Below are 19988 nucleotides of genomic sequence, written 5' to 3'. Positions count from 1 at the left end.
GTGACCAAGCTGGTTCGCGATGAACGCGGGGTTCATCCCAAACATCAGGCACATGGTGGCGTAGGTGTGGCGGGTGTCGTACTGACGGCGTTCACGGATGTTCAGCGCCTTGAGCGCCGATTTGAAGTGGCGGATTGTAACACTTGGTTCGGTGATCCACAGCCCACCTTTGCTCGGTTGGAACACAAATGGGCTGACCACGTGCGCTGAATTGGAAGCCATGCGCCGGAGCTCGGCCATCCTCTGGGCCTCGTGGATGGCATTCAGCGTTCGCTCGTTTAGCAGCACCACCCGATGGTGCTTTGTCTTCGTGCGCTCCTGTGGCGCTCGGTTCACGATGATCCGGCGAATCGTTGCGGAGCGTTGATCGAGGTCGACATCTTCCCATTGCAATGAGCGCTGGGGGAGGGGGGCAATGTGAGCCGCCAGCGTGCCGGCGACACCGGCCTGGGGGATGAGGAGGGAGATGATGAGCCAATCCTGTGCTACGCGTGTCGATCAACTGTGGACGGTCAAAAGTTGAGCCTGCCAACGGCCTGGCTGGCCGAACTCAGTGATCAGCCCGCTCTGATAGCCGATTTTGATGGTCGAGCCGGGGGGCTTGCCGAGCTCGCGACTTCTACGCACCTACGGGTGGACGTTGATGCGAGCCAGTTGGCAGACATGCTGGAGTTTGCCGAGGCGGCTAGGCGGTGGACGCTGATTGAGGATGGAGAGGCAGCTTGAGTCGCTCGATGCGCCTAGTGGCTAGGGGGCGTTAGTTGCAGGTCGTGAATGGCTGCTTTCGACCCATAGCTGCCGCTCATGGTCTCAGTAGAACTAAAGGCGCTTCAACATAATCGGCCGAGGATGTACTCACCTGTCGACAGAGTGACGCGCCCGAAATAGCATGCCTCAATCCAATATGCCGAGCTGGTAAAATGATCTCAGACCCTGGCACACCAACTCTAGACCAGCTGAAAGTTCTCCTGACGGTCGTAGAAGTGGGAAGCTTCGCTGGCGCTGCAAGGAAATTGCATCGTGCAACGTCAGTGGTGAGCTATGCCATTTCCAATCTGGAGATGCAGCTCGGCGTATCACTTTTTGACCGCAAGACGACACGTAAACCACAGCTGACAGAGGTTGGCCGTACAGTATTGGCCGAAGCACGAACCATCATTAACGGAGTCAACGGACTGCGATCGAAGGTGTCTGGACTGCTGCATGGTCTCGAAGCAGAGGTGCATCTTGTTCTGGATGTAATGCTGCCAGCGGAGCGGGTGGTCGACGCGCTTAGGACTTTTAGAGCGGTGTTCCCAACCGTGGCTTTGCATCTACACATGGAAGCGCTCGGGGCGGTCACGCAACTAGTACTTGAGAAAAAAGCCGGCATTGGGATCAGTGGGCCCCTGGAGGCGGGGAGGGATGGCCTTGAGCGTGTCGGCGTAGGCAGTGTTGAGTTAGTACCCGTTGCAGCCCCGGCCCACCCACTCGCCCTCGCCGGCCGCAACGAACCTGGGGCGGCAAGAAATCACGTCCAATTGGTGTTGTCAGATCGCTCAACGCTTACCGGGGACAGAGATTTTGCCGTAGTAAGCCCCCGCACCTGGCGGCTTGCGGACTTAGGCGCAAAACACATGCTACTCAAAGAAGGCATTGGCTGGGGCAACATGCCCTTACCTATGGTCCAAGCGGACCTCAATTCGGGACATCTTATCCATCTCGATCTGCCCGATTGCAAAGGCGGCTCTTACGCGTTTGACGCTATCTACCTTACTGATTTGCCGCCTGGGCCGGCTGGTCTGTGGCTCATCAAACGCTTCGGCCAGCAAGCCGAAGCTCTCTAAACTTGTCGAATAAGTCGAATAAAACCTTCGATATTCTTCTGGTTTTTAGCCAGCTACGCCCCTGTTAGGCTGTTGCTCATAGACCAGACCCGCGCTCCGGTGCCTGGCCTCAATGGTCACAAATTTCCGGTACCACGAGGTGAACCTATGTATTCGGCAGCCGAGCTTCTCAAACACCATTTCGAAACGTTTGTTGATGACCATGAAAAATGGAAATCCCTAATCGCCCCAGACATCGTCTGGGAGCTGCCCTTCGCCCCGAGTCTCGGTCACCCGGAAAAGCTAGTCGGCCGCGAGCAAGTGCTCAATCACGTCGCCTGGTTTGTCGGAGCGGTTGAATCGTTTCGATTCCACGATATACGTATTCAGCAGTTCGCTGATTCAGTGTCCGCCGTCGCGCAAGTCAAGGCGCAGGGGATCATCACTGAGACGGGTAAAACGTACTCACAAGAATATGTCCTTTTCGTTAGCGTTTCTGAGGGAAAGCTGACGCATATTCGTGAGTACTTCGATCCTGTCCAGGCGTCTTATGCCTTGGACTCCCCCGTGGTGATGCCGGGCTAGCGCCGCTGCCTAGTACACGAAAGAAGCAAAACTCCGACAGGCAAAGCAAGGTCGCCAAGGAGTCGAATGCCAAAAAGAGAGAAATTGGCACCGTCGAAAGCGACAACCAATTCCTGACTTGGAGACATCAAAATGACTGACTTCATCCCAACCCCAAATGAAGTGGCAGGCAAAGTGGTGCTGGTAACCGGTGCGGCTAGCGGCATCGGGAAGGCCATCGCCGAGCTCCTTCAGAGCCGTGGAGCGAAAGTCATTGCCGAGGATATCGACCCGAAAGTCAACGCCCTTGAGCGTCCCGGCCTGGTTCCTTTCGTCGCCGATATCACCGTTGACGGTTCTGCCGAGCAAGCGGTGGCGTTGGCGGTAGAGAAGTTTGGCAAGCTGGACGTCCTGGTCAATAACGCCGGTCGCATCCTATACAAGCCCCTCGTCGAGATGACCCGTGAAGATTGGGAATGGCAGATGCAAACCAACGTGACGGGGGCCTTTCTTCATTCCCGAGAGGCGATGAAGGAGATGATGAAGAACAAGAGCGGCGCGATCGTGAACATCGCCTCGTACGCGTCCTACTTCGCATTTCCCGGTATCGCGGCCTATACCGCGTCCAAAGGCGCCTTAGCACAGTTGACTCGTACCCAGGCGCTGGAAGCAATTGAGCATGGCATTCGGGTCAATGCCATTGGCGTGGGTGATGTGGTTACCAACCTGTTGAACCACTTCATGGAAGACGGTCCTGGGTTCCTGCAAGAGCATGGCAAGTCCGCGCCGATCGGTCGAGCTGCAGCACCGGAAGAGATCGCCGAGATTGTCTCTTTCCTGGCTTCCGAGCGCGCCAGCTTCATTGTCGGTTCGGTGGTCATGGCCGATGGCGGCATGAGCGTCCCGGTAGGTTAATCCTTCGCGTTGTCCGCGTTGTCCGCGTTGTGCTGCATTGGCAGCACAACGCGTTTTCTTGCTAGCAGACCTTTTCAGCGGAGGCGTCATGACCGCACCTCGAAAATCCGACTTTCCACTCATCGACGTTCGCCAGCATCTGGAAACCGGGCCCATAGTCCTCGTGACCTCAGCCTGGAAGGGCGAGAGTAACATCATGACCATGGGATGGCACATGATGATGCAGTTCGATCCAGCCCTTTTTGGCTGCTACATCTGGTCGGGGAACCACAGCTACGAACTGATCCGCAACAGCCAGGAATGTGTGATCAACGTACCCACCCTGGAGCTGGCGGACCAGGTAGTCGCGGTGGGCAACAGTACGGGCAGTGACGTAGACAAGTTTGGTGAATTCGGACTTACCGCGACAGCGGCAACGCGGGTTGCAGCGCCGCTGATAGCCGAATGTTATGCCAGCTTCGAATGCCATCTGTACGACTCGAAGCTGATTGGCGATTACGGCTTGTTCATTTGGGAGGTCGTCAAAGCGCACGTAGATCGCTCCGTGGAGCAGCCCAGAACGCTGCACTACAGGGGAGGCGGTCAATTCATGGTGGCTGGGGAAACCTTGGATTTTCGCCAGCAATTTCGTCCCCAGAACCTCTGACTGGGGTGGCCCACTCACTATTTACGGTATTGAGTGGGCGTGACGCCAACCTCACGTTTGAACACCTGCGAAAAATGGCTTGGACTGCTGTATCCGATATCCAAGCCTATATCGATCACGCTCCGATCCGTTTCGACCAGGAGCTGCCGGGCTCTTGCCATCCTCAGTCTGATAAAGAACTGCGACGGTGAATAACCAGCGGCTTTTTTGAACAGCCGGCTGAAGTGGTACTCGCTCATCCCAGCTATTTCGGCCAAGTGCCCGAGATTGAAATCCTCAGCCAGATTCGCCTCCATCGCCGACAGCACGCGGCGCAGCTTGTAAGCAGGTAATGCGTTGCGGCGCACGATATCGTCCGCTGAGCTGTCTAGGTAGCTGCGGGCAAGGTGAATGGCGATGCACTGGGCCAGGCCCTGCAGATAAAGAGGACTAGCCCTGTGCCCCGTCAGCTCCAGGCGAACTTGCTCCAGTAGAACGGACAACCCATCGTCACGCCCGCCTGAGACTTCACGTAGTCGAACCGCTTCCACAGACCCGCCCAAGACCTCATGGATGGCTTTTTCCAAAAGCGGGATGCCGAGGTAGATATGCATCACTTCAAATGGTTCTACACCGTCTACGTTCCAGCGCATCTCGTAAGGCTGTGCCGAAGTAGTCAAGAAGAAATCACCTTTGGACACTTGGCTACATTGCCAGTCGCCGTCAAGCTCACGCTCCTGAACGGCAGCATTCCCGGAGATGATCCACACGAGCAAGGGCTCAGCTACGGCGGGCACGATAAAGCTCTCTTCTTTACGCTCCCGGTTAAAGATCTGCACCAACATATCCCTGTCGGCCAGGACGTCCGAGGCGGCAAGCCGCTCACCCCGAATGTAAGCCTCCAAACCATGGGCTGAAGTCCGCTCTATGACATCCATGGGAATCGTCGCCTCAGTCAGTACGCCTGCTCAAACGAGCCACCTCGGGCATTGGTCTCACAGGGTGGACTTGAAGTTCAAGCCTAGGCTTTCAATGGTGAAGGCCCATCGCGGACCCGTATGGGGATGTAAAGAACCCGCTCTGGATGCGTGTTCTGAAAGGTAAAGGTCGAAAAAAAGCCGGAATGTCTCCATTCCGGCCGGGCCTTCAACGCTCGGGATATAGAATCATCCCTGCGTGATACAGCACGTTGCTACGAAACTCCCCGTCGGCAGTAAATCCGCTGTCATCCACATACTCGATGTGATCACCCTCTAGCCAGTATCGACCTTGGTACGCGCTTTGTTGCCCTCCACGGGCTTCGTCATAGCGGCCGCCAGGCAGGAGCTCATGGCGAATGCGTCCGTCAGCCGTCACCCACATGCCAACGTATTTATCCTGATCACCAAGTGGTTCACCCATGGCATTTCCTCGCTGTTGACCGAACATTCAGAATGGACTTGCGGTTGGACGCACGATCAGTTCGCTGACATCGACATCCGCAGGCTGTTCTACGGCGTAGGCGATCGCCCGGGCAATCGCAGAGGCTGGAATCGCGATCTTGCGAAACTCGCGCATCTCGGCACGCCCGCCCTCATCGGAAATGCTGTCGGCCAGTTCGGACTCGGTGACGCCTGGGGCAATGACGGTGACCCGGATGTCACCCCCCACCTCCTGGCGCAAACCTTCGGAAATGGCTCGTACGGCATATTTGGTAGCGCAGTACACAGCAGCGGTCGGGCTCACCGCGTAGGCTCCAATCGAGGCAATATTGACGATCTGACCGGCGCGCTGTTCTTGCATGAGCGGCAGCGTTGCGGCAATGCCGTGCAGGACACCGCGAATGTTCACATCGATCATCCGATTCCACTCATCTACCTTGAGCGCTTCGAGTTTAGAAAGCGGCATGACGCCGGCATTGTTGATCAGCACGTCGACGCGTCCGTGCAGTTCGACAGCGAAGTCTATAAAGGACTGCATGTCATCCAGGTTGGTGACATCCAGCGCCAGGACATCAGCGATACCGCCTGCTGAACGAATCTCCCTGGCCAGAGTTTCCAGGCGATCGGTGCGGCGGGCGCCCAGGACCACGCGAGCGCCTTTGCTGGCTAGCAGGCGGGCTGTTGCTTCGCCGATACCACTGCTGGCGCCGGTGATCACGATGACTTTTTGTTCGATGCCGTGCATTTTTTCGTACTCCTGTTTCTGGCTTGAGGGGCCACCGCCGACAGGCAGGTGGTGAAGCAAGAGTAAGAAGCCTGAACTGGGCTGGGTTATCCCATTCCTATGGCCAACATGCACGATCCTGCGTTAGCGGTCGGGGTTGGAACTCATCCCTTTATCAGTGGGAAAAAGGGAAAAGGCTTTTCTATTTAATCGAACATAAACCAAGAAATTAACCGTCTATTCAGCTATGTGAGGCTGTTCCAAACTTCCTCCTACCAGCGTTCCATTCCGGAATGCTTACATCAAGGAACGTATGCCATGCCTCACGCCACCACCATTTCAAGCTCAGCCTCTCATCCTTCGGCTGCAACAGCTGGTGCCGCCGCACTAGTAGGTCGCGTTTTTCTGAGCGCGATATTCATCCTCTCCGGCATATCCAAGGTAAACGCGCCGGCCATGATGATCGGCTACATCAGTTCAGTGGGTCTGCCGTTTCCTTCCTTAGCGCTGACGCTTGCCATTCTTGTGGAAATAGCCGGCGGTGTAGCTCTAGTCGCCGGCTATAAGACCCGTGTTGTCGCAGCAGGTTTGGCGCTTTTCAGTGTCCTCACTGCGGTGGTCTTCCACAGTGCTCTGGCCGAGCAAAATCAATTCATTCACTTCTTCAAGAACATCGCGATGGCCGGCGGTTTGCTGCAGATCGTGGCCTACGGCGCAGGCCGCTTCAGCTTGGATTCGCGCCGCCATTAACTGACGCGCGCTGCCATCCATCGACTTAGATAAACCATTACCTACAGAGGGGACGTTCATGAAAGCTATACAGGTGGCAGAGTACGGTCAGGTTGAGCGGCTTGAGCTGATAGAGCTTGAAGAGCTGGTGCCCAACGATGATCAGGTTCTGATTGACGTTGCCGGGAGCGGAATCAATCCGATCGACTGGAAAATTCTCTCGGGGGCCATGAAGCAGTTCATCCCAATGTCCTTCCCCTACACGCCGGGTGTCGAGGTTGCTGGCACCATTGCAGCTGTTGGAAAGAATATTCATGAATACGCAGTGGGTGATGAGGTGTTCGGATTCATTGGAATAGTCGGTGGTTACGCCACTCAGGCTCTTGCAACGCCCGACAGGCTTGCGCACAAACCCGATGGGCTATCACTTCTTCACGCCGGTGGAATTCCTGCCGCAGCGCTTACTGCTTGGCAGGCGCTGCACGAACACTCCGAAATCAAGCCAGGCCAGACTGTTTTGATTCACGGTGCCGCAGGAGGGGTGGGTAGTTTCGCGGTCCAGTTAGCACGGCTGGCCGGCGCTCATGTAGTGGCAACGGGCTCGGCCAGAAACCGAGACTACCTCCGATCACTCGGCGCCCATCAGTTCATTGATTACACCGCACAACAGTTCGAGAACCTCGTCAGCAATGTCGATACGGTGATTGATCTGATCGGCGGAGAAACTCAGAATCGGTCCTGGACGGTGATCAAGCGCGGAGGGGCGTTAGTTTCGCCTGTCAGCACACCCAACGCGCAGAAAGCTCTTGAGTACGGCGTAGTCGGCAAAAACTTCGCAACCCGGTCGGACGGGCGCCAGTTAGCGGATATAGCGAAATTGTTTGCTGAGAAGAAGCTACACGCCGAGGTTGAGGTCGTTCCGCTTTCCAACGCGGCTGAGGCTTTGATGCTAAGCCGGGGAGGACATACTCGCGGCAAACTGGTGTTCGATGTGAATCGGTGATTTACCTCGAAGTCCCTGCGCTCGAGTAAATCTGCCAGAAGGCGGCCCTGTGCAGAAATATGCAAAAGCCTCGCAGGAACCAAATAACGGCCTGCTCATCGCCGCCGTAATCTGAGCCCAAGCAGAAAGCGAGCCCGCTTCTGCCGCCGGCCATCAGAGCGACCGAGCCTGCAATAAACAGGAATCCACGTCACGCTTTGCACTGACAACCGGCAATGAATCCATCGCAAATTACGGAGTCGCTGTCATGAAAACTGTACATACCATGATAATTGGAATCGCCTTGTCTGCTCTCAGCGCAGCTTCGATGGCACTGCCAGCCAAAGAAATTGGAAGTTGGGCCAATCACACGTGCAAAGAAGTGATGGCTCCCCTTGTGGCGGAGGGTGGTGCGGATCGCCTTAATGACCGCCGTGTGGCTGAGGGTGGTGGTGATCGTCTGAATGACCGCCGTGTGGCTGAAGGTGGTGCGGAACGTCTTAATGCCCGTAGAGTGGCTAAAGTCGATGCGGATCGTGCCACCTATGCTTGACGCATATAGCCCATCCTATCGAGAGCCCGGCCCGCCGGGCTCTCGCATTTGAAGGGTGTCCATTTGCATCTACCCAAAAGGCTGCCGACCAATTTATTCTCTGCAATAGAACCAGCCTAATAGGAGGTATTGGCAGTGGATGATAGGGACGAAGAGCTGATGCGTCTGAGGGCCGAGCTAGCATCAACCATGAATCGTTATGCTCCCACCTATGGCGTGTTTCAGACGGGAATCGCTCCGCTGTATTTCATACGCAGTGATACTCCAACCGACGTGATCCATACTGTCCATAAGCCGGGGCTATGCATCGTTGTGCAGGGCCGTAAACAGGTGCAGTTGTGGGAAGAATGCTACGTCTACGACCCTTTGAATTATCTGGTCGTCTCGGTAACCCTGCCTCTAGCGGGTCAAGTGACAGAGGCATCCTCAGAAAAGCCCTATTTCTGCATCCGCCTGGATATCGATCCGGCAGAAATAGCTCAGCTGATCGCAGACGTCAGTCCTGTCGGTGTGCCGAGCCAACAGCCCCATCGAGGGTTATATCTGGATAAGATCGACAGCTCCTTGCTTGATGCAATGCTGCGATTGGTACGTCTGTTGGATGTGCCATCGGATATCCCGGCGTTGGCGCCGCTCGCATTGCGGGAAATTTTCTACCGACTGCTCAAAGGCCAGCAGGGTCAGCGTTTACATGAGATAGCCATAACCGATAGCCAGACCCATCGCGTCACTCGGGCCATTGAGTGGCTGAACAATAATTATGCACAGCCGTTGCACATCGATAAGCTAGCGAGCTATGTCAATCTGAGTAATTCGACGCTTCACCATCGATTCAAGGCTGTCACCGCGATGAGTCCTTTGCAGTATCAAAAACAACTTCGCCTGCAGCATGCACGCAGGTTGATGATCTCAGAGGGCCTGGATGTTTCTACAGCCGGATTCAAGGTGGGCTATGAAAGTCCCTCGCAGTTCAGCCGTGAATACAGCCGGATGTTTGGGGCCCCACCGAGCCGAGATATCGCGAAGCTTCGGTCTCTCGGGTAAGGTGCTGCTGAAGGCTCGGCTAAAACAACCCTAATGGCAGACGCCGAGCAGAAGGTGCTGCGGCACCTTATCGGCTATGAGTCGATAGCGGTCAGTCGCAGAATGTCTGCTATCGACCCCTAGCGGCCCTTCGCGAACGGCAAAAATCGGCCAGTAGCGGACATCATTCCGTCGCAATGCTACCCTCGCCGGATACCCTTAAGGCCGTTTCATGGATATACCGTCTCGTCTCCTCATTCATGAATCCAGATACTGGGTTCTCAACCACCGCATGGATAGCGCGTTGCCCGGCTATGTCATGCTCAGTGCAAAGTGCATGACCAATTCCTTGGCCGCGCTACCCATCGAAGCGCAAGCGGAGATGGGTGTGCTCCAAGCTCGAATCCAGAAAGCTATCGAAGAGCGTCTCAAGCCCAAACGCGTGTATATCGGTCGCTTTGGGCATGATGCCGGATACTCCATTCACTTCCACTTCATCCCGGTATATGACTGGGTGGAAGCCTTGTTCTGGCAGGACGAAAGGTACAGGCTGCTGCAAACCTTCGGCTCGATTGACAGCGCGATACCGCAAACCGATGGTGCAGAGCTGATGCTGTTTGTCTGGCGAGAGTTTTGTGAACGCCCCGTGCCGCCAGCGGTACAAGGTCTTGGTGTTGATGAAGTTGTTGCGGCCTTGCGTGGCGCTTTCGATTTCAAGCCCGATTAGCCTGAGTACGTCAGGTTTCGCGAATGGCCGCTTTGGGTCGAAAGCGGACGGTGCAGACAGAAACATGTCTGGCCGAACTGAATGACTAGGTTGCCTGGGTGGCTGATTTTTGAAAACCGACCGTCAAGCATATGGGGCGTCAGACGCTCTGGGGCATCTCACCACGTTGCAGACGTTCCTCGATATCGGCGATCACTGCCGGCAACTCCGCAATGGTATCGATAAGGTAGTGCGGTCGTGCGCCCTCGAACATCTGGCCAATCCTGGTCCGCGCCTGCTCCAACTCGGTATCGGGCAAGGCCTTGTACTGCTCATAGGTCAACCCCAAGGCATTCCCTGAGCAGGTCAAGGCAACCGTCCACATCCCCGCACTGCGGCCTTCGAGGATACCAGGCCAGGTATCGTCGACCTTGACGCAAGCCGCCACATCACTGACGCCCAGGGCGATAACGTTGGCCAGCGACTGCGCCGGGTACGGGCGCCCGTTCGGTACTTCATCGGTCGCTACCACATGATCGGCGACGTAGCCTTTGGTCCTGGCCAGCGCTACGACTTTTTCCATCACCACTGCGGGGTAGCCAGAGCACGAGCCGATCTTGAGGTTTTTGTCACGCAGTTGCGCGATGACCTCGAGGGCGCCTGGAATCAATGCAGAGTGCTCGGCAATCTTCTCGATCTGCAACGGCATGAAGCGCTCGTAGATAGCCGTCACGTCGTTGTCAGTGGGCGTGCGACCAAACACCAGGCGATAGCGCTCGGCAATTGCCGGCAGGTCGCACAATGTGCGGATATGGTCCCACTTGCCCATGCCCATTGGCCCGCGGGCTTCTTCCAGGCTGACCTGCACTCCGAACTCGGCAAAGGCTTCAACGAAAATTTGGGTGGGGGCAAACGAGCCGAAATCCACCACCGTGCCGGCCCAGTCAAGAATGACCGCCTGCAGTTTCTTGGGTTGCTGATAGTTCATGACATTGCTCCATTGAGTAAAAACGGGATGAGCGAAGCCGGCCCGTGGCTCTGGCGGGCTTGCCCTGGTTGCTTGAGTTATCGCTCGGTCAAGGAGTCGAACAGCTCGGCGATGATCGGCCGGTTACGGCGAATCGCCAGGCAGCACAGGTAGTAACTGATGTGGAACGGGTCCTCGGCGAAGGCGATCGAGCGGGTACCGGGCCGGTCGGCATGCTCCACGGCCGAGACGAAGCCAATGCCGATGCCATGCACCACTGCATGGACGATGGCCTCGCGGCTGTTCAGTTGCATGACGCAATCCAGCTCCACGCCGTGTTGGCGACAACCCTCTTCCACCAGCTGCCGGGTACGCGAGGCCGGTTCGCGCAACACCAGCGGCTGCCCGGCGATCTCTTTCACACTCACGCTGGCCTGCTGGGCCCAGGGGTGGTCGTCGCGCACCACCGCAAGAATCGGGCATGTGCGATAGAGCCGCGTGCTCAGCCGCTGGTCGAACTCCGACAGGGCCAGGATCGCCAGGTCGATGTCGAAGTTGTAGAGCCGCTCCAGGGTCCCGGCTTCGCTGCTGAAAGAGGTTTCCAGATCGACCCGCGGATAGTGTTGCCTCAGGTTGTAGGTCAGGCTCATGGCGATTGGTGGAGACACAGCGCCGATCCGCAGCATGCCTTGCTGACGCTGCTGGAAGCTCTGCAGCAGTTGCAACGCTTCGTCTTCCTGACCGAAGAGACCCTGAGTGATCTCGTAGAGCTGACGGCCTGCATAGCTCAGCTCTATGAAGCGCCCGCGGCGATGGAACAATTCCACCGAAAAACGCTTCTCCAGGCCGCTCACCTGCTCGCTGATGGTCGGCTGGCCGATGCTCAACAACAGCGCCGCCTGGGTAAAGCTGCCGGTGCTGGCAACCGCGTGAAAGGACCGCAACCACTTGTGATACTGGTACATGGCTTCTCTCGATCAAGGAACAGCAGCGGGTCGGCAGCATGGCAGCGCCCTCAGCGACGCACGAATAGCGCGACCAAGGCGCTGCAGGCACATGCCGTGGTAACCACGACGAAGATCAGTGACGTATTACCGGTAGTATCCAGCATACGACCGATCAGCGGCTCGGCCAGCCCGGCGAACAGGTACGACGAGAAGTTCATGATGCCGGTCGCGGTACCAGCGCGGCGGGCACCGACCAGGTCTGGGCACAGCGCCCAGAAACTCGACGCGGGGCCATAGACGAAGAAGCCGCACAGGAACAGTGCCAGTAGGCCGACTGCGCTGTGCGCCGGCAGGCTCCACATCCACAGGCTAGTGAGTGCGCCCAGCACCATGTACAGCATGATTGCCAGGTAGCGCTTGCTGCCGAACAACTTGTCAGAGACCCAGCCGTTGCTCAGTGCGCCGATCGCCATGCCCACCGGCAAGGCGATGGTGATCCACTTCGGGTCGATGAAGCTGTCGCCCTTCTGCCAGTTGGCGCCGAGGAAGTGCACCGGCACCCAGACGATCAGGCCGTAGCGGGCGGCGTTCTGGAACCCCAAGGACAGCGCCGCCACCAACAGGCGGGGGTTCTTCAGCACGGCACGGTAGCGCTGACGCGAAGATTCTTCATCGCCCTGCGCGGCTTCGCTGCCACGATCGTGGGCGTTGGCCACGCCGGTGTCATCCAGCGCCGCGTAGCCCATGTCCTGCGGCCGCTCCCGAGCCACCAGGTAGAAGACGATGCCACCGGCCAGCATCAGCAGCACCGGCAGGCGGAAGATCCACCGCCACTCTAGGTGCAGCACGTCGATCACCACCACTGAGGTGACATACGACAGCACCGAGGCACAGCCGGCGGCGAACACGTAGAAGCCGTACACCTTGCCGCGCTCGGCGGCACCCCACCAGTTCGACAGCAGGCGGCTGCCCGGTGCCCAGCCCAAGGACTGGAAATAGCCGTTGATGCCCCAGGGCAGCACCAGGCTCATCAAGCCTCCGGCGAAGCTGGTGACCCAGTTGGCGCCGCAGGAAAGCACCGCGCCCAGGCTCATGATGCGCCGGCCGCCGAACTTGTCGGCCAGGTTGCCGTTTACAGCCTGGCCGATGGCGTACATCCACAACATGGCGCTGGAGGCCCAGCCCAGGGTTTCCTTGCTGAAACCATACTCAGCCTGGATGCCTGGGATGGCGAAGCCGAACGTTTGGCGGCCGGTGTAGAAGAACAGGTAGCAGAACATGGCCGCCAGCAGCATGCGCCACTGGGCCAGGCGAAACGGCATTGCGGTCGGGATCGAGCCAGGCAGGGTTTGAGCACGGTTCATGACGATTTCCTTTTTGTACGCTGCCGCCGGCACGGGGGCGCGGCGAGTCGGCACTCTTGTTCGGTGCTGGAGGAAAGGCGTGGGGGTGTCAGGCGGCTTGCGAGCCGATGAAATTGCGCCCGCGTGCGCCCTGCATGGCCTCATCGATCATCGCTTCGGCCTCGGCCGCTGTCACGCCGTAGTCCTCGAACTCGGTGTGCACGCCCAAGCGATGGAGGAAGCCTCGCAAGCGCTGCTGCGCGCTGGCGAGGTCGGGGCCGAAGACTTTCTGCAAAGTACGGTCGCGCTCCCCATCACGGCCCCAGGCCAGGCCCAGGACCATCGGCAAAGTGAACGAACAGGCGATGCCATGGGGCAGGCCATGGCGCAAGGTCATTTCATAGGAGATGGAATGGGCAAGTGCGGTCTTGGTGTTTGAGAACGCCATGCCGGCCTTGAGCGCAGCCAGGGCCATACGCGCGCGTAGCTCGGGGTTGGCCAGGTCCTGTTGCAGCTGTGGCAGGCAATCGAGGATGTCTTCGATGGCCGACACCGCGAAGGTGTCGGAGATGGGATTGGCGTTGTGGTTCCAGATCGCTTCCAGGGCATGCGACAGCGCATCCAGCCCGGTGGATACCGTCACCCGGCCCGGTACGCTGAGCATCAGCTGTGGGTCGATCAACGCCACCTGCGGCCAGGTGCAGGCCAGGTGCAGGGAGTATTTCTTCTGCCGGGCGCTATCCCACAACGTGGCCCAGGGGGTCACCTCGCTGCCGGTTCCGGCCGTGGTCGGCGCGGCAATCAGTGGCTTGTGTCGCGCGGGGGTGAACGGTTTGCCACTGGCGAGCAGTTCCAGCAGTTCATCGAAGCTTCCAGATTGTGTCCCGACGATCAGCGCTTTGGCGGTGTCGATGGCGCTGCCACCACCCAGGGCGAAGACGCTGTCACAGTCACCGTGCTCGGCCCAGAACCGTTCGTGTACGTCGCGCAACCAGGCCACGTCCGGGTTTGGCTGCACAGTGTCGATCACGCAGACCAGACGCTCGCCAAGCAGGCCGCGCACGCGCTCAACCAGCCCCAGCTGAGCGGCCTCGGGGAACGTCACCAAAGTGACCTTGCCAGTGCACAGCTCGGCAACGCGAGCCAGGCTGCCAGCGCCGAACACGGTCGACACAGGATTGTGGAAACAGGCAGACATGGGCAGTTCCTTATTGTTGTTTGAAGGTGCGGCCATGCTCGTTGGCGGGCAGGTTTCGTTCCAATCGTTTGATTGCAGGCAAGCATCGGCCAGGCCGATAACAGCGCCAGCGGGGATTGCGCAAACTCCGGGCAGGCAGCGCCCCTGCACATGACGCGCAGCGGGCAAGGCCGGTGGGTTGGGAGGGATCAGTGGCGAATAGAGCCCTGGAGCGTGCGCAAAGATTTGTACATGTTCACTGAAGCGGTTTAATCAACTCGGCACCCTGGTTACGCACATTCCCCACGGCCACACTCACCCGGTACCACTCGAAGGCTTCGGCCGGCTCTCCCAGGTTGAGCACCAGTTGTTCTGCGTGCTCGCTCGGCATTGTTGCCGTGATCCACTCGTATGCCAGTTCTGGCGACAACACGACAGGCCGGCGGTCATGAACATCGACCATTCCGCCCTGGGAGTCGGCGGTAATGATGACGAACCCGTCGTGCTCGGTACCGGTGAACTGGCCGATCGAGGCGCAAAGGGCAGGGCGCCCGTCCTGGCGCCGGATATGGTAAGGCTGCTTCTTCGGCCCCCCTTCATCAACCCATTCGTACCAGCCGTCGATGGGGGTGATGGCCCGGTGTGGCCAGATCGCCCGGAAGAACGGACCATGCGCCACCTTCTCGACCCGCGCGTTGATCGGCGCAGCACGACCGGCCGCCCAATGCGGCCGCCATCCCCACCTCACCAGGTCCGCTCGTGGGCCTGCCTCATCCATCCGCAATACCGCCACCGGGGTGGTCGGTGCGATGTTGTAACGGTCAAGCGGCTGATCGCCGACGTTGTTCCGCCAGGCCTCAGGCAGGCTCAGGGTTTCAACGAAGTCATGTATGCCACGGTACTGGCTGAGCCTTCCGCACATGATCGCTTCCTCCGAAACCATGAGCATAGGCCAGGGCATGGTTCCTGGGCGCAAGGCTGCGGGCGCGAGGAGCATGGACGAAACGACCATGATCGGATGTGCCCCTGTTCTGGAACAGGAATTGCTGGGACCCTGAGGCATTGATCATTCGGAGAATGCAAAAATGACTCAGGATGACCGCTACTACCTGGTCTTCGTTGTGGTTGCCGTGCTGCTACTGGATCTGGTGGCGACCCTGGTGTTCCTGAAGGCCATTGCCTGACTCCCGATTGTGGGCTCAGCCGCCCCCGGAATCGGGGCACAACGCAAGCACGGCCAGGCTGCCTGGGCCTGGAACTTGTCGGCTGGCCCATGACCGAAGGTATCTACGCGGAGAAAGCCCACCCCGAAACCGATATAGCTAACAAGCATATTACCCGGCTGACGTTGAGCAGTAACATGGGCAAACAAAAACAAAAAAGGTGCATGCGGCTTGGTAACACTTTCCCAAGTTACTCGATGGGGCGGCAGGAGCGTGTCGCGTGAAGAGTTCAAGATCGGTAGCAGGCGCAATACTGATGTCCACCTTCGCCACATTGTTCATGGCAGGCTGCGCACATGACCCCGATGTGCGTGAGGGCCATGGGTATGCGGCCGGGGCCATGGAAAGAAGCACGCCGGCGTACCTGGGATGCGTCAAAAGCGAACTACAAGGGAATGTTAAAACCTACCAGGTCGATGACGATAATTCGGTCAGACTGTTTGTCGATAGCACCGACCCCGACAAGGCGGGTGGCCTGGTCGAGGTGCGGGGCACGGGTACCCAGCGCCAGTTCGCGGCCTATCAACGCGATGCCTGGTACGACCATGGCAGGCTGCTTGACGCCGCGCTGATGTGTTCAAAGGCCTGAACAACTAACCCCCGAGAACAAAAAGCCCGCCATCGAGCGGGCTTTTTGCATTTGCAGACGCCAACCGCAATAATCCACTCATTTGAACGGAGAGCATCAGGTTGGAAACAAGAAGCGTCGTCGCGGAAATGTTCATTGGTATGCCAACGCATTTCTGGGTATTGCCGGTTGCCGGCCTGGTCGCCTGGTTCGGCCTGAAATGGGCCGAGCAAGCCGATAACCGCGCCGCCATGCTGCGGACCGTGACCTACCTGCTACTCATCGTGTTGGCCGTGTTGCCCAACGGCTTTTATGCGCTGTTTCCCCCTTCGCCCGACATGCCCGAGCTGTTGTTGAACCGTGAACCGCTCCCCAACTACGAAGGCCGCTTCTACCTGGATGCGTTTTACGTTTTCAGCGGGTGGGCACTGAGCAAGGTAGCCAAGCTCAAGTTCAGCTAGGGAAATACTGAACGGTTCGCTCGAAGGCCGCGCTCAGCGGCCTTCTGTCTCATGTTGCCCGGTTCGAGCCGATCATCGCGCCAGGCTGCCTTGCTGGCGAGCTTACATGCCCAGGTTTAAGTTGAATGAATCGCCAATAAACCGAAGCAAACACGATTCGTTCGCAACTATCAACATGGGCGGATGGGTACTTATCAACTAGCACCTTGTTGATAAGAGCAACTTCCAGTTATGCGCTCCTGTGTTCAGGACGGGACTAACTCAAAAGTAATAGATCACCAGGATTTTTGCCAGCGTTGATGATGAAACGCCGCGCCCGAGACCGTCCTGAAATAATTTTTAAACCCTTCTGGCGTTTTATCGGGGGCGTGCTATTTCTGGATATACGCGTGCGATCGCCCGGTCGTGCTATTGACAAAAGGACTGTCAGGTATGTCCATTCAGGCCAAGGTATCTCCCCTCGCTCAAAGTGTTACTTCTGCCGCCCCCATCGCAATCCCCGACAACGGAATCCTGACGCTTACTCAGAGCAGTAACATTGTTCTGGATATTGCGCCCGAAAGTGTGACGGGCTACCAAAAAAGTGGTGCCGACCTGATCGTTCAACTGAAGTCTGGCGAAAGCTTGCGCATTGCCAACTTCTATGCCGAAGGGCAGCCTGCAAGCCAGTTGTACCTGGTAGACCGGGACAAACTGCTGGCCGTTGACCTGCCGCCGGTCGCTGCCGATGGGCCGTTGGTGGCAGGTTATGTGCCTCAGGGCACTTCGGCCGGGTTCGAGTCGCTCACTGGCACCGATGGCACCATTGCCGGGCTCAGCCCTGGCGGTGCACTTCTGGCTGGCGCCGCGATCATTGGTGGTGGTGTCGCGCTTGCCAACAGCAACGGCGGTGGCGGTGGCGGTAGCGGTAGCGGTAGCGGTGACGGTGTCGGCAGTGTGCCTGACACCACGGCCCCGGCGCCCGCCAGCGGACTGCAGATTGCCCCGGATGGCAGCAGCATCAGCGGCACGGCCGAGCCAGGCGCCACCGTGGGTATCGACAGCAACGGCGACGGGCAAACCGACGCCAGCGTGGTGGTCGGCCCCGACGGCAAATTCCAGATTCCGCTGAATCCACCACTGACCAACGGAGAAACGGTTTCCGTGGTGGTGACCGATCCAGCCGGCAATAGCAGCCCGCCCGCGACCGTGCAGGCCCCCGACTTCCCCGATGCGCCGCAAATCAACCCGAGCAACGGCTCCAGCCTCAGTGGTACCGCCCAGCCGGGCAGCACCGTGGTGCTCACCGACGGCAACGGCAACCCCATTGGCCAGACTACTGTCGACAGCAATGGCAACTGGTCGTACACACCTGAAAACCCACTGCCCGATGGCACGGTAATCAACGCGGTGGTCGTGGATGCCGCGGGTAACAGCGGCCCGCCCGCCAGCACCATCATCGATGGCGTGGCGCCAGCGGCACCCGTGATCAACCCGAGCAATGGTACCGAGCTCAGCGGTACCGCCGAGCCGAACAGCACCGTGACCCTCACCGATGGCAACGGTAATCCGATCGGCCAGGTGACGGCCGATGGCAGTGGCAACTGGACCTACACCCCGACCACGCCCATTGCTAATGGCACAGTGATCAACGTGGTCGCCCAGGATGCAGTCGGCAACACCAGCGCGCCGACGAGCACAACAGTGGATGCGCAGGCCCCGGCCGCACCTGTGGTCAACCCCAGCAATGGCACCACTATCAATGGCACCGCAGAACCGGGCAGCACTGTCACCCTGACCGACGGCAGCGGCAACCCGATCGGCCAGGTCACCGCCGACGGCAGCGGCAACTGGAGTTTCACGCCGGGCAGCCCGTTACCCAACGGCACTGTGGTGAATGTGACCGCCACCGACCCGACCGGCAACACCAGCGCTCCTTCGAGCACCACAGTGGATGCGGTGACCCCGGCCGCGCCGGTGGTCGAGCCGAGCAACGGCAGCGAAATCAGCGGCACCGCCGAGCCAGGCAGCACCATCACCCTGACCGACGGCAGCGGCAACCCGATCGGCCAGACTACCGCTGACGGCAGCGGCAACTGGTCGTTCACGCCAGGCACATCGTTGCCGGATGGCACTGTGGTCAACGCCACGGCAACCGACCCGGCCGGCAATACCAGCCCTCCATCGAGCATCACAGTGGATGCGGTGGCCCCGGCCGCGCCGGTGGTCCAGCCGAGCAACGGCAGCGAAATCAGCGGCACCGCCGAGCCCGGCAGTACCATCACCCTGACCGACGGCAGCGGCAACCCGATCGGCCAGACTACCGCCGACGGCAGCGGCAACTGGTCGTTCACACCAGGCACACCGCTGCCGGATGGCTCTGTGGTCAACGCCACGGCCACCGACCCGGCCGGCAATACCGGCGGGCAGGGCAGCACCACCGTGGACGGCGTGGCCCCGGGTGTACCCACCATCGACCTCAGCGACGGCAGCAGCTTCAGTGGTACCGCCGAGCCGAACAGCACCGTCACCCTCACCGACGGCAGTGGCAATCCGATTGGCGAAGCCACCGCTGACGGCAGCGGCAACTGGACGTTCACGCCAGCCACGCCGTTGCCCAATGGCACCGTGGTCAATGCCACGGCGAGCGACGCGGCTGGCAATACCGGCCCGGCAGCGACGGTCACCGTCGACTCCAGCGCGCCGGCTGCACCGGTAATCAATCCAAGCAACGGCTCGACCATCAGCGGTACCGCCGAAGCGGGCGCCACCGTGACCCTGACCGACGGAAGCGGCAACCCGATCGGTCAGGTCACCGCCGACGGCAGCGGCAACTGGAGTTTCACACCGGGCAGCCCGTTACCCAACGGCACTGTGGTCAATGCCACCGCGACTGACCCGACCGGAAACACTAGCGCGCCATCGAGCATCACAGTGGATACGGTAGCCCCGGCCGCACCGGTGGTCGAGCCGAGCAACGGCAGCGAAATCAGCGGCACCGCCGAGCCCGGCAGTACCATCACCCTGACCGACGGCAGCGGCAACCCGATCGGCCAGACTACCGCCGACGGCAGCGGCAACTGGTCGTTCACGCCAGGCACACCGTTGCCGGATGGCACTGTGGTCAATGCCACGGCGACCGACCCGGCCGGCAATACCAGCGGGCAGGTCAGTACCACCGTTGACGTCGTGCCCCCGGCTGTACCCACCGTCAACCTCAGCAACGGCAGTAGCGTTAGTGGTACCGCCGAGCCGAACAGCACCGTCACCCTCACC

General features: G+C 59.2%; 21 protein-coding genes and 1 pseudogene. 13 read left to right on the top strand and 9 right to left on the bottom strand.

The genetic code is table 11. The features are described 5' to 3' along the window. Positions 1 to 393: tyrosine-type recombinase/integrase (locus JV551A3_RS18350; protein ID WP_167494836.1), on the bottom strand; the 393-nt coding region annotated here is incomplete at its 3' end. On the opposite strand from JV551A3_RS18350, the pseudogene JV551A3_RS18345 reads away from it, so the two are divergent. The 5 genes and pseudogenes from JV551A3_RS18345 to JV551A3_RS18320 all read left to right on the top strand — a co-directional run. Further along, a pseudogene (locus JV551A3_RS18345) lies at positions 392 to 523 on the top strand (DUF4113 domain-containing protein); the annotation flags it as partial. The gene JV551A3_RS18350 and the pseudogene JV551A3_RS18345 overlap by 2 nt on opposite strands. Before the next feature lie 397 nt (positions 524 to 920). Then, positions 921 to 1826, top strand: coding sequence for a LysR family transcriptional regulator (locus JV551A3_RS18335; RefSeq protein WP_133972659.1), 906 nt, complete (start codon positions 921 to 923; stop codon positions 1824 to 1826). Positions 1827 to 1973: 147 nt separating this feature from the next. After that, on the top strand, positions 1974 to 2390 hold the full coding sequence (locus tag JV551A3_RS18330; protein WP_133972661.1) for a nuclear transport factor 2 family protein: 417 nt from the start codon (positions 1974 to 1976) through the stop codon (positions 2388 to 2390). A gap of 132 nt (positions 2391 to 2522) precedes the next feature. Beyond that, positions 2523 to 3284, top strand: coding sequence for an SDR family NAD(P)-dependent oxidoreductase (locus JV551A3_RS18325; protein WP_133972663.1), 762 nt, complete (start codon positions 2523 to 2525; stop codon positions 3282 to 3284). 88 nt (positions 3285 to 3372) lie between these two features. Then, positions 3373 to 3930: a flavin reductase family protein gene (locus tag JV551A3_RS18320; protein ID WP_133972665.1), complete on the top strand. Its 558-nt coding sequence runs from the start codon at positions 3373 to 3375 to the stop codon at positions 3928 to 3930. Positions 3931 to 3947: 17 nt separating this feature from the next. Here the strand turns inward: JV551A3_RS18320 and JV551A3_RS18315 are convergent, their stop codons facing one another. The 3 genes from JV551A3_RS18315 to JV551A3_RS18305 form a co-directional block, all read right to left on the bottom strand. Then, positions 3948 to 4847 carry an AraC family transcriptional regulator gene (locus tag JV551A3_RS18315; protein ID WP_133972667.1) on the bottom strand — a complete coding sequence of 300 codons (900 nt, stop codon included), beginning with the start codon at positions 4845 to 4847 and terminating at the stop codon, positions 3948 to 3950. A 208-nt stretch (positions 4848 to 5055) separates the two neighbouring features. Beyond that, the gene (locus tag JV551A3_RS18310) at positions 5056 to 5310 is read right to left on the bottom strand and encodes an Atu4866 domain-containing protein (RefSeq protein WP_133972669.1); all 255 of its coding nucleotides are present in this window, start codon (positions 5308 to 5310) and stop codon (positions 5056 to 5058) included. Positions 5311 to 5337: 27 nt separating this feature from the next. Then, on the bottom strand, positions 5338 to 6075 hold the full coding sequence (locus JV551A3_RS18305) for an SDR family oxidoreductase (RefSeq protein WP_133972671.1): 738 nt from the start codon (positions 6073 to 6075) through the stop codon (positions 5338 to 5340). Positions 6076 to 6372: 297 nt separating this feature from the next. Between JV551A3_RS18305 and JV551A3_RS18300 the strand changes: the two genes are divergently transcribed. The 5 genes from JV551A3_RS18300 to JV551A3_RS18280 all read left to right on the top strand — a co-directional run bounded on the left by JV551A3_RS18300 (position 6373) and on the right by JV551A3_RS18280 (position 10068). Beyond that, the gene (locus JV551A3_RS18300) at positions 6373 to 6804 is read left to right on the top strand and encodes a DoxX family protein (protein ID WP_133972673.1); all 432 of its coding nucleotides are present in this window, start codon (positions 6373 to 6375) and stop codon (positions 6802 to 6804) included. 58 nt (positions 6805 to 6862) lie between these two features. Further along, a complete protein-coding gene (locus tag JV551A3_RS18295; protein ID WP_133972675.1) occupies positions 6863 to 7786 on the top strand; it encodes an NADP-dependent oxidoreductase in 924 nt (307 codons plus the stop codon). A 247-nt stretch (positions 7787 to 8033) separates the two neighbouring features. After that, a complete protein-coding gene (locus JV551A3_RS18290) occupies positions 8034 to 8318 on the top strand; it encodes a hypothetical protein (RefSeq protein ID WP_166674261.1) in 285 nt (94 codons plus the stop codon). Positions 8319 to 8453: 135 nt separating this feature from the next. Next, the gene (locus JV551A3_RS18285) at positions 8454 to 9362 is read left to right on the top strand and encodes an AraC family transcriptional regulator (protein WP_305955781.1); all 909 of its coding nucleotides are present in this window, start codon (positions 8454 to 8456) and stop codon (positions 9360 to 9362) included. 211 nt (positions 9363 to 9573) lie between these two features. Continuing rightward, positions 9574 to 10068 carry an HIT family protein gene (locus JV551A3_RS18280; RefSeq protein ID WP_133972677.1) on the top strand — a complete coding sequence of 165 codons (495 nt, stop codon included), beginning with the start codon at positions 9574 to 9576 and terminating at the stop codon, positions 10066 to 10068. A 139-nt stretch (positions 10069 to 10207) separates the two neighbouring features. Here JV551A3_RS18280 and phnX read toward each other — a convergent pair whose 3' ends face one another. From phnX to JV551A3_RS18255, 5 genes are all read right to left on the bottom strand, one after another. Beyond that, positions 10208 to 11035, bottom strand: coding sequence for a phosphonoacetaldehyde hydrolase (gene phnX / locus JV551A3_RS18275; protein WP_133972679.1), 828 nt, complete (start codon positions 11033 to 11035; stop codon positions 10208 to 10210). Positions 11036 to 11112: 77 nt separating this feature from the next. Continuing rightward, positions 11113 to 11979, bottom strand: a complete 867-nt coding sequence (locus JV551A3_RS18270; RefSeq protein ID WP_133972681.1) for a LysR substrate-binding domain-containing protein — start codon at positions 11977 to 11979, stop codon at positions 11113 to 11115. A 50-nt stretch (positions 11980 to 12029) separates the two neighbouring features. Then, a complete protein-coding gene (locus tag JV551A3_RS18265; RefSeq protein WP_133972683.1) occupies positions 12030 to 13325 on the bottom strand; it encodes an MFS transporter in 1296 nt (431 codons plus the stop codon). 88 nt (positions 13326 to 13413) lie between these two features. After that, positions 13414 to 14502 carry an iron-containing alcohol dehydrogenase PsrA gene (gene psrA, locus JV551A3_RS18260; RefSeq protein ID WP_133972685.1) on the bottom strand — a complete coding sequence of 363 codons (1089 nt, stop codon included), beginning with the start codon at positions 14500 to 14502 and terminating at the stop codon, positions 13414 to 13416. A 235-nt stretch (positions 14503 to 14737) separates the two neighbouring features. After that, positions 14738 to 15403: an SOS response-associated peptidase gene (locus JV551A3_RS18255; protein ID WP_133979025.1), complete on the bottom strand. Its 666-nt coding sequence runs from the start codon at positions 15401 to 15403 to the stop codon at positions 14738 to 14740. Positions 15404 to 15960: 557 nt separating this feature from the next. On the opposite strand from JV551A3_RS18255, the gene JV551A3_RS18250 reads away from it, so the two are divergent. The 3 genes from JV551A3_RS18250 to JV551A3_RS18240 all read left to right on the top strand — a co-directional run. Then, positions 15961 to 16293, top strand: coding sequence for a hypothetical protein (locus JV551A3_RS18250; protein WP_133972691.1), 333 nt, complete (start codon positions 15961 to 15963; stop codon positions 16291 to 16293). Positions 16294 to 16421: 128 nt separating this feature from the next. Beyond that, the gene (locus tag JV551A3_RS18245; RefSeq protein WP_133972693.1) at positions 16422 to 16733 is read left to right on the top strand and encodes a hypothetical protein; all 312 of its coding nucleotides are present in this window, start codon (positions 16422 to 16424) and stop codon (positions 16731 to 16733) included. A gap of 432 nt (positions 16734 to 17165) precedes the next feature. After that, the coding region (locus JV551A3_RS18240; RefSeq protein WP_133979023.1) for an Ig-like domain-containing protein at positions 17166 to 19988 on the top strand (2823 nt) is incomplete at its 3' end.

It is taken from the genome of Pseudomonas inefficax, assembly GCF_900277125.1.
In the GTDB taxonomy this organism is placed as follows: domain Bacteria; phylum Pseudomonadota; class Gammaproteobacteria; order Pseudomonadales; family Pseudomonadaceae; genus Aquipseudomonas; species Aquipseudomonas inefficax.
This window is presented reverse-complemented; position numbering and strand designations above follow the sequence as displayed.

Coding starts and splice junctions, on each gene's coding strand:
- JV551A3_RS18335 (WP_133972659.1), top strand. CDS start 921: ATGATCTCAGACCCTGGCACACCAACTCTAGACCAGCTGAAAGTTCTC.
- JV551A3_RS18330 (WP_133972661.1), top strand. CDS start 1,974: ATGTATTCGGCAGCCGAGCTTCTCAAACACCATTTCGAAACGTTTGTT.
- JV551A3_RS18325 (WP_133972663.1), top strand. CDS start 2,523: ATGACTGACTTCATCCCAACCCCAAATGAAGTGGCAGGCAAAGTGGTG.
- JV551A3_RS18320 (WP_133972665.1), top strand. CDS start 3,373: ATGACCGCACCTCGAAAATCCGACTTTCCACTCATCGACGTTCGCCAG.
- JV551A3_RS18315 (WP_133972667.1), bottom strand. CDS start 4,847: ATGGATGTCATAGAGCGGACTTCAGCCCATGGTTTGGAGGCTTACATT.
- JV551A3_RS18310 (WP_133972669.1), bottom strand. CDS start 5,310: ATGGGTGAACCACTTGGTGATCAGGATAAATACGTTGGCATGTGGGTG.
- JV551A3_RS18305 (WP_133972671.1), bottom strand. CDS start 6,075: ATGCACGGCATCGAACAAAAAGTCATCGTGATCACCGGCGCCAGCAGT.
- JV551A3_RS18300 (WP_133972673.1), top strand. CDS start 6,373: ATGCCTCACGCCACCACCATTTCAAGCTCAGCCTCTCATCCTTCGGCT.
- JV551A3_RS18295 (WP_133972675.1), top strand. CDS start 6,863: ATGAAAGCTATACAGGTGGCAGAGTACGGTCAGGTTGAGCGGCTTGAG.
- JV551A3_RS18290 (WP_166674261.1), top strand. CDS start 8,034: ATGAAAACTGTACATACCATGATAATTGGAATCGCCTTGTCTGCTCTC.
- JV551A3_RS18280 (WP_133972677.1), top strand. CDS start 9,574: ATGGATATACCGTCTCGTCTCCTCATTCATGAATCCAGATACTGGGTT.
- phnX (WP_133972679.1), bottom strand. CDS start 11,035: ATGAACTATCAGCAACCCAAGAAACTGCAGGCGGTCATTCTTGACTGG.
- JV551A3_RS18270 (WP_133972681.1), bottom strand. CDS start 11,979: ATGTACCAGTATCACAAGTGGTTGCGGTCCTTTCACGCGGTTGCCAGC.
- JV551A3_RS18265 (WP_133972683.1), bottom strand. CDS start 13,325: ATGAACCGTGCTCAAACCCTGCCTGGCTCGATCCCGACCGCAATGCCG.
- psrA (WP_133972685.1), bottom strand. CDS start 14,502: ATGTCTGCCTGTTTCCACAATCCTGTGTCGACCGTGTTCGGCGCTGGC.
- JV551A3_RS18255 (WP_133979025.1), bottom strand. CDS start 15,403: ATGTGCGGAAGGCTCAGCCAGTACCGTGGCATACATGACTTCGTTGAA.
- JV551A3_RS18250 (WP_133972691.1), top strand. CDS start 15,961: ATGTCCACCTTCGCCACATTGTTCATGGCAGGCTGCGCACATGACCCC.
- JV551A3_RS18245 (WP_133972693.1), top strand. CDS start 16,422: ATGTTCATTGGTATGCCAACGCATTTCTGGGTATTGCCGGTTGCCGGC.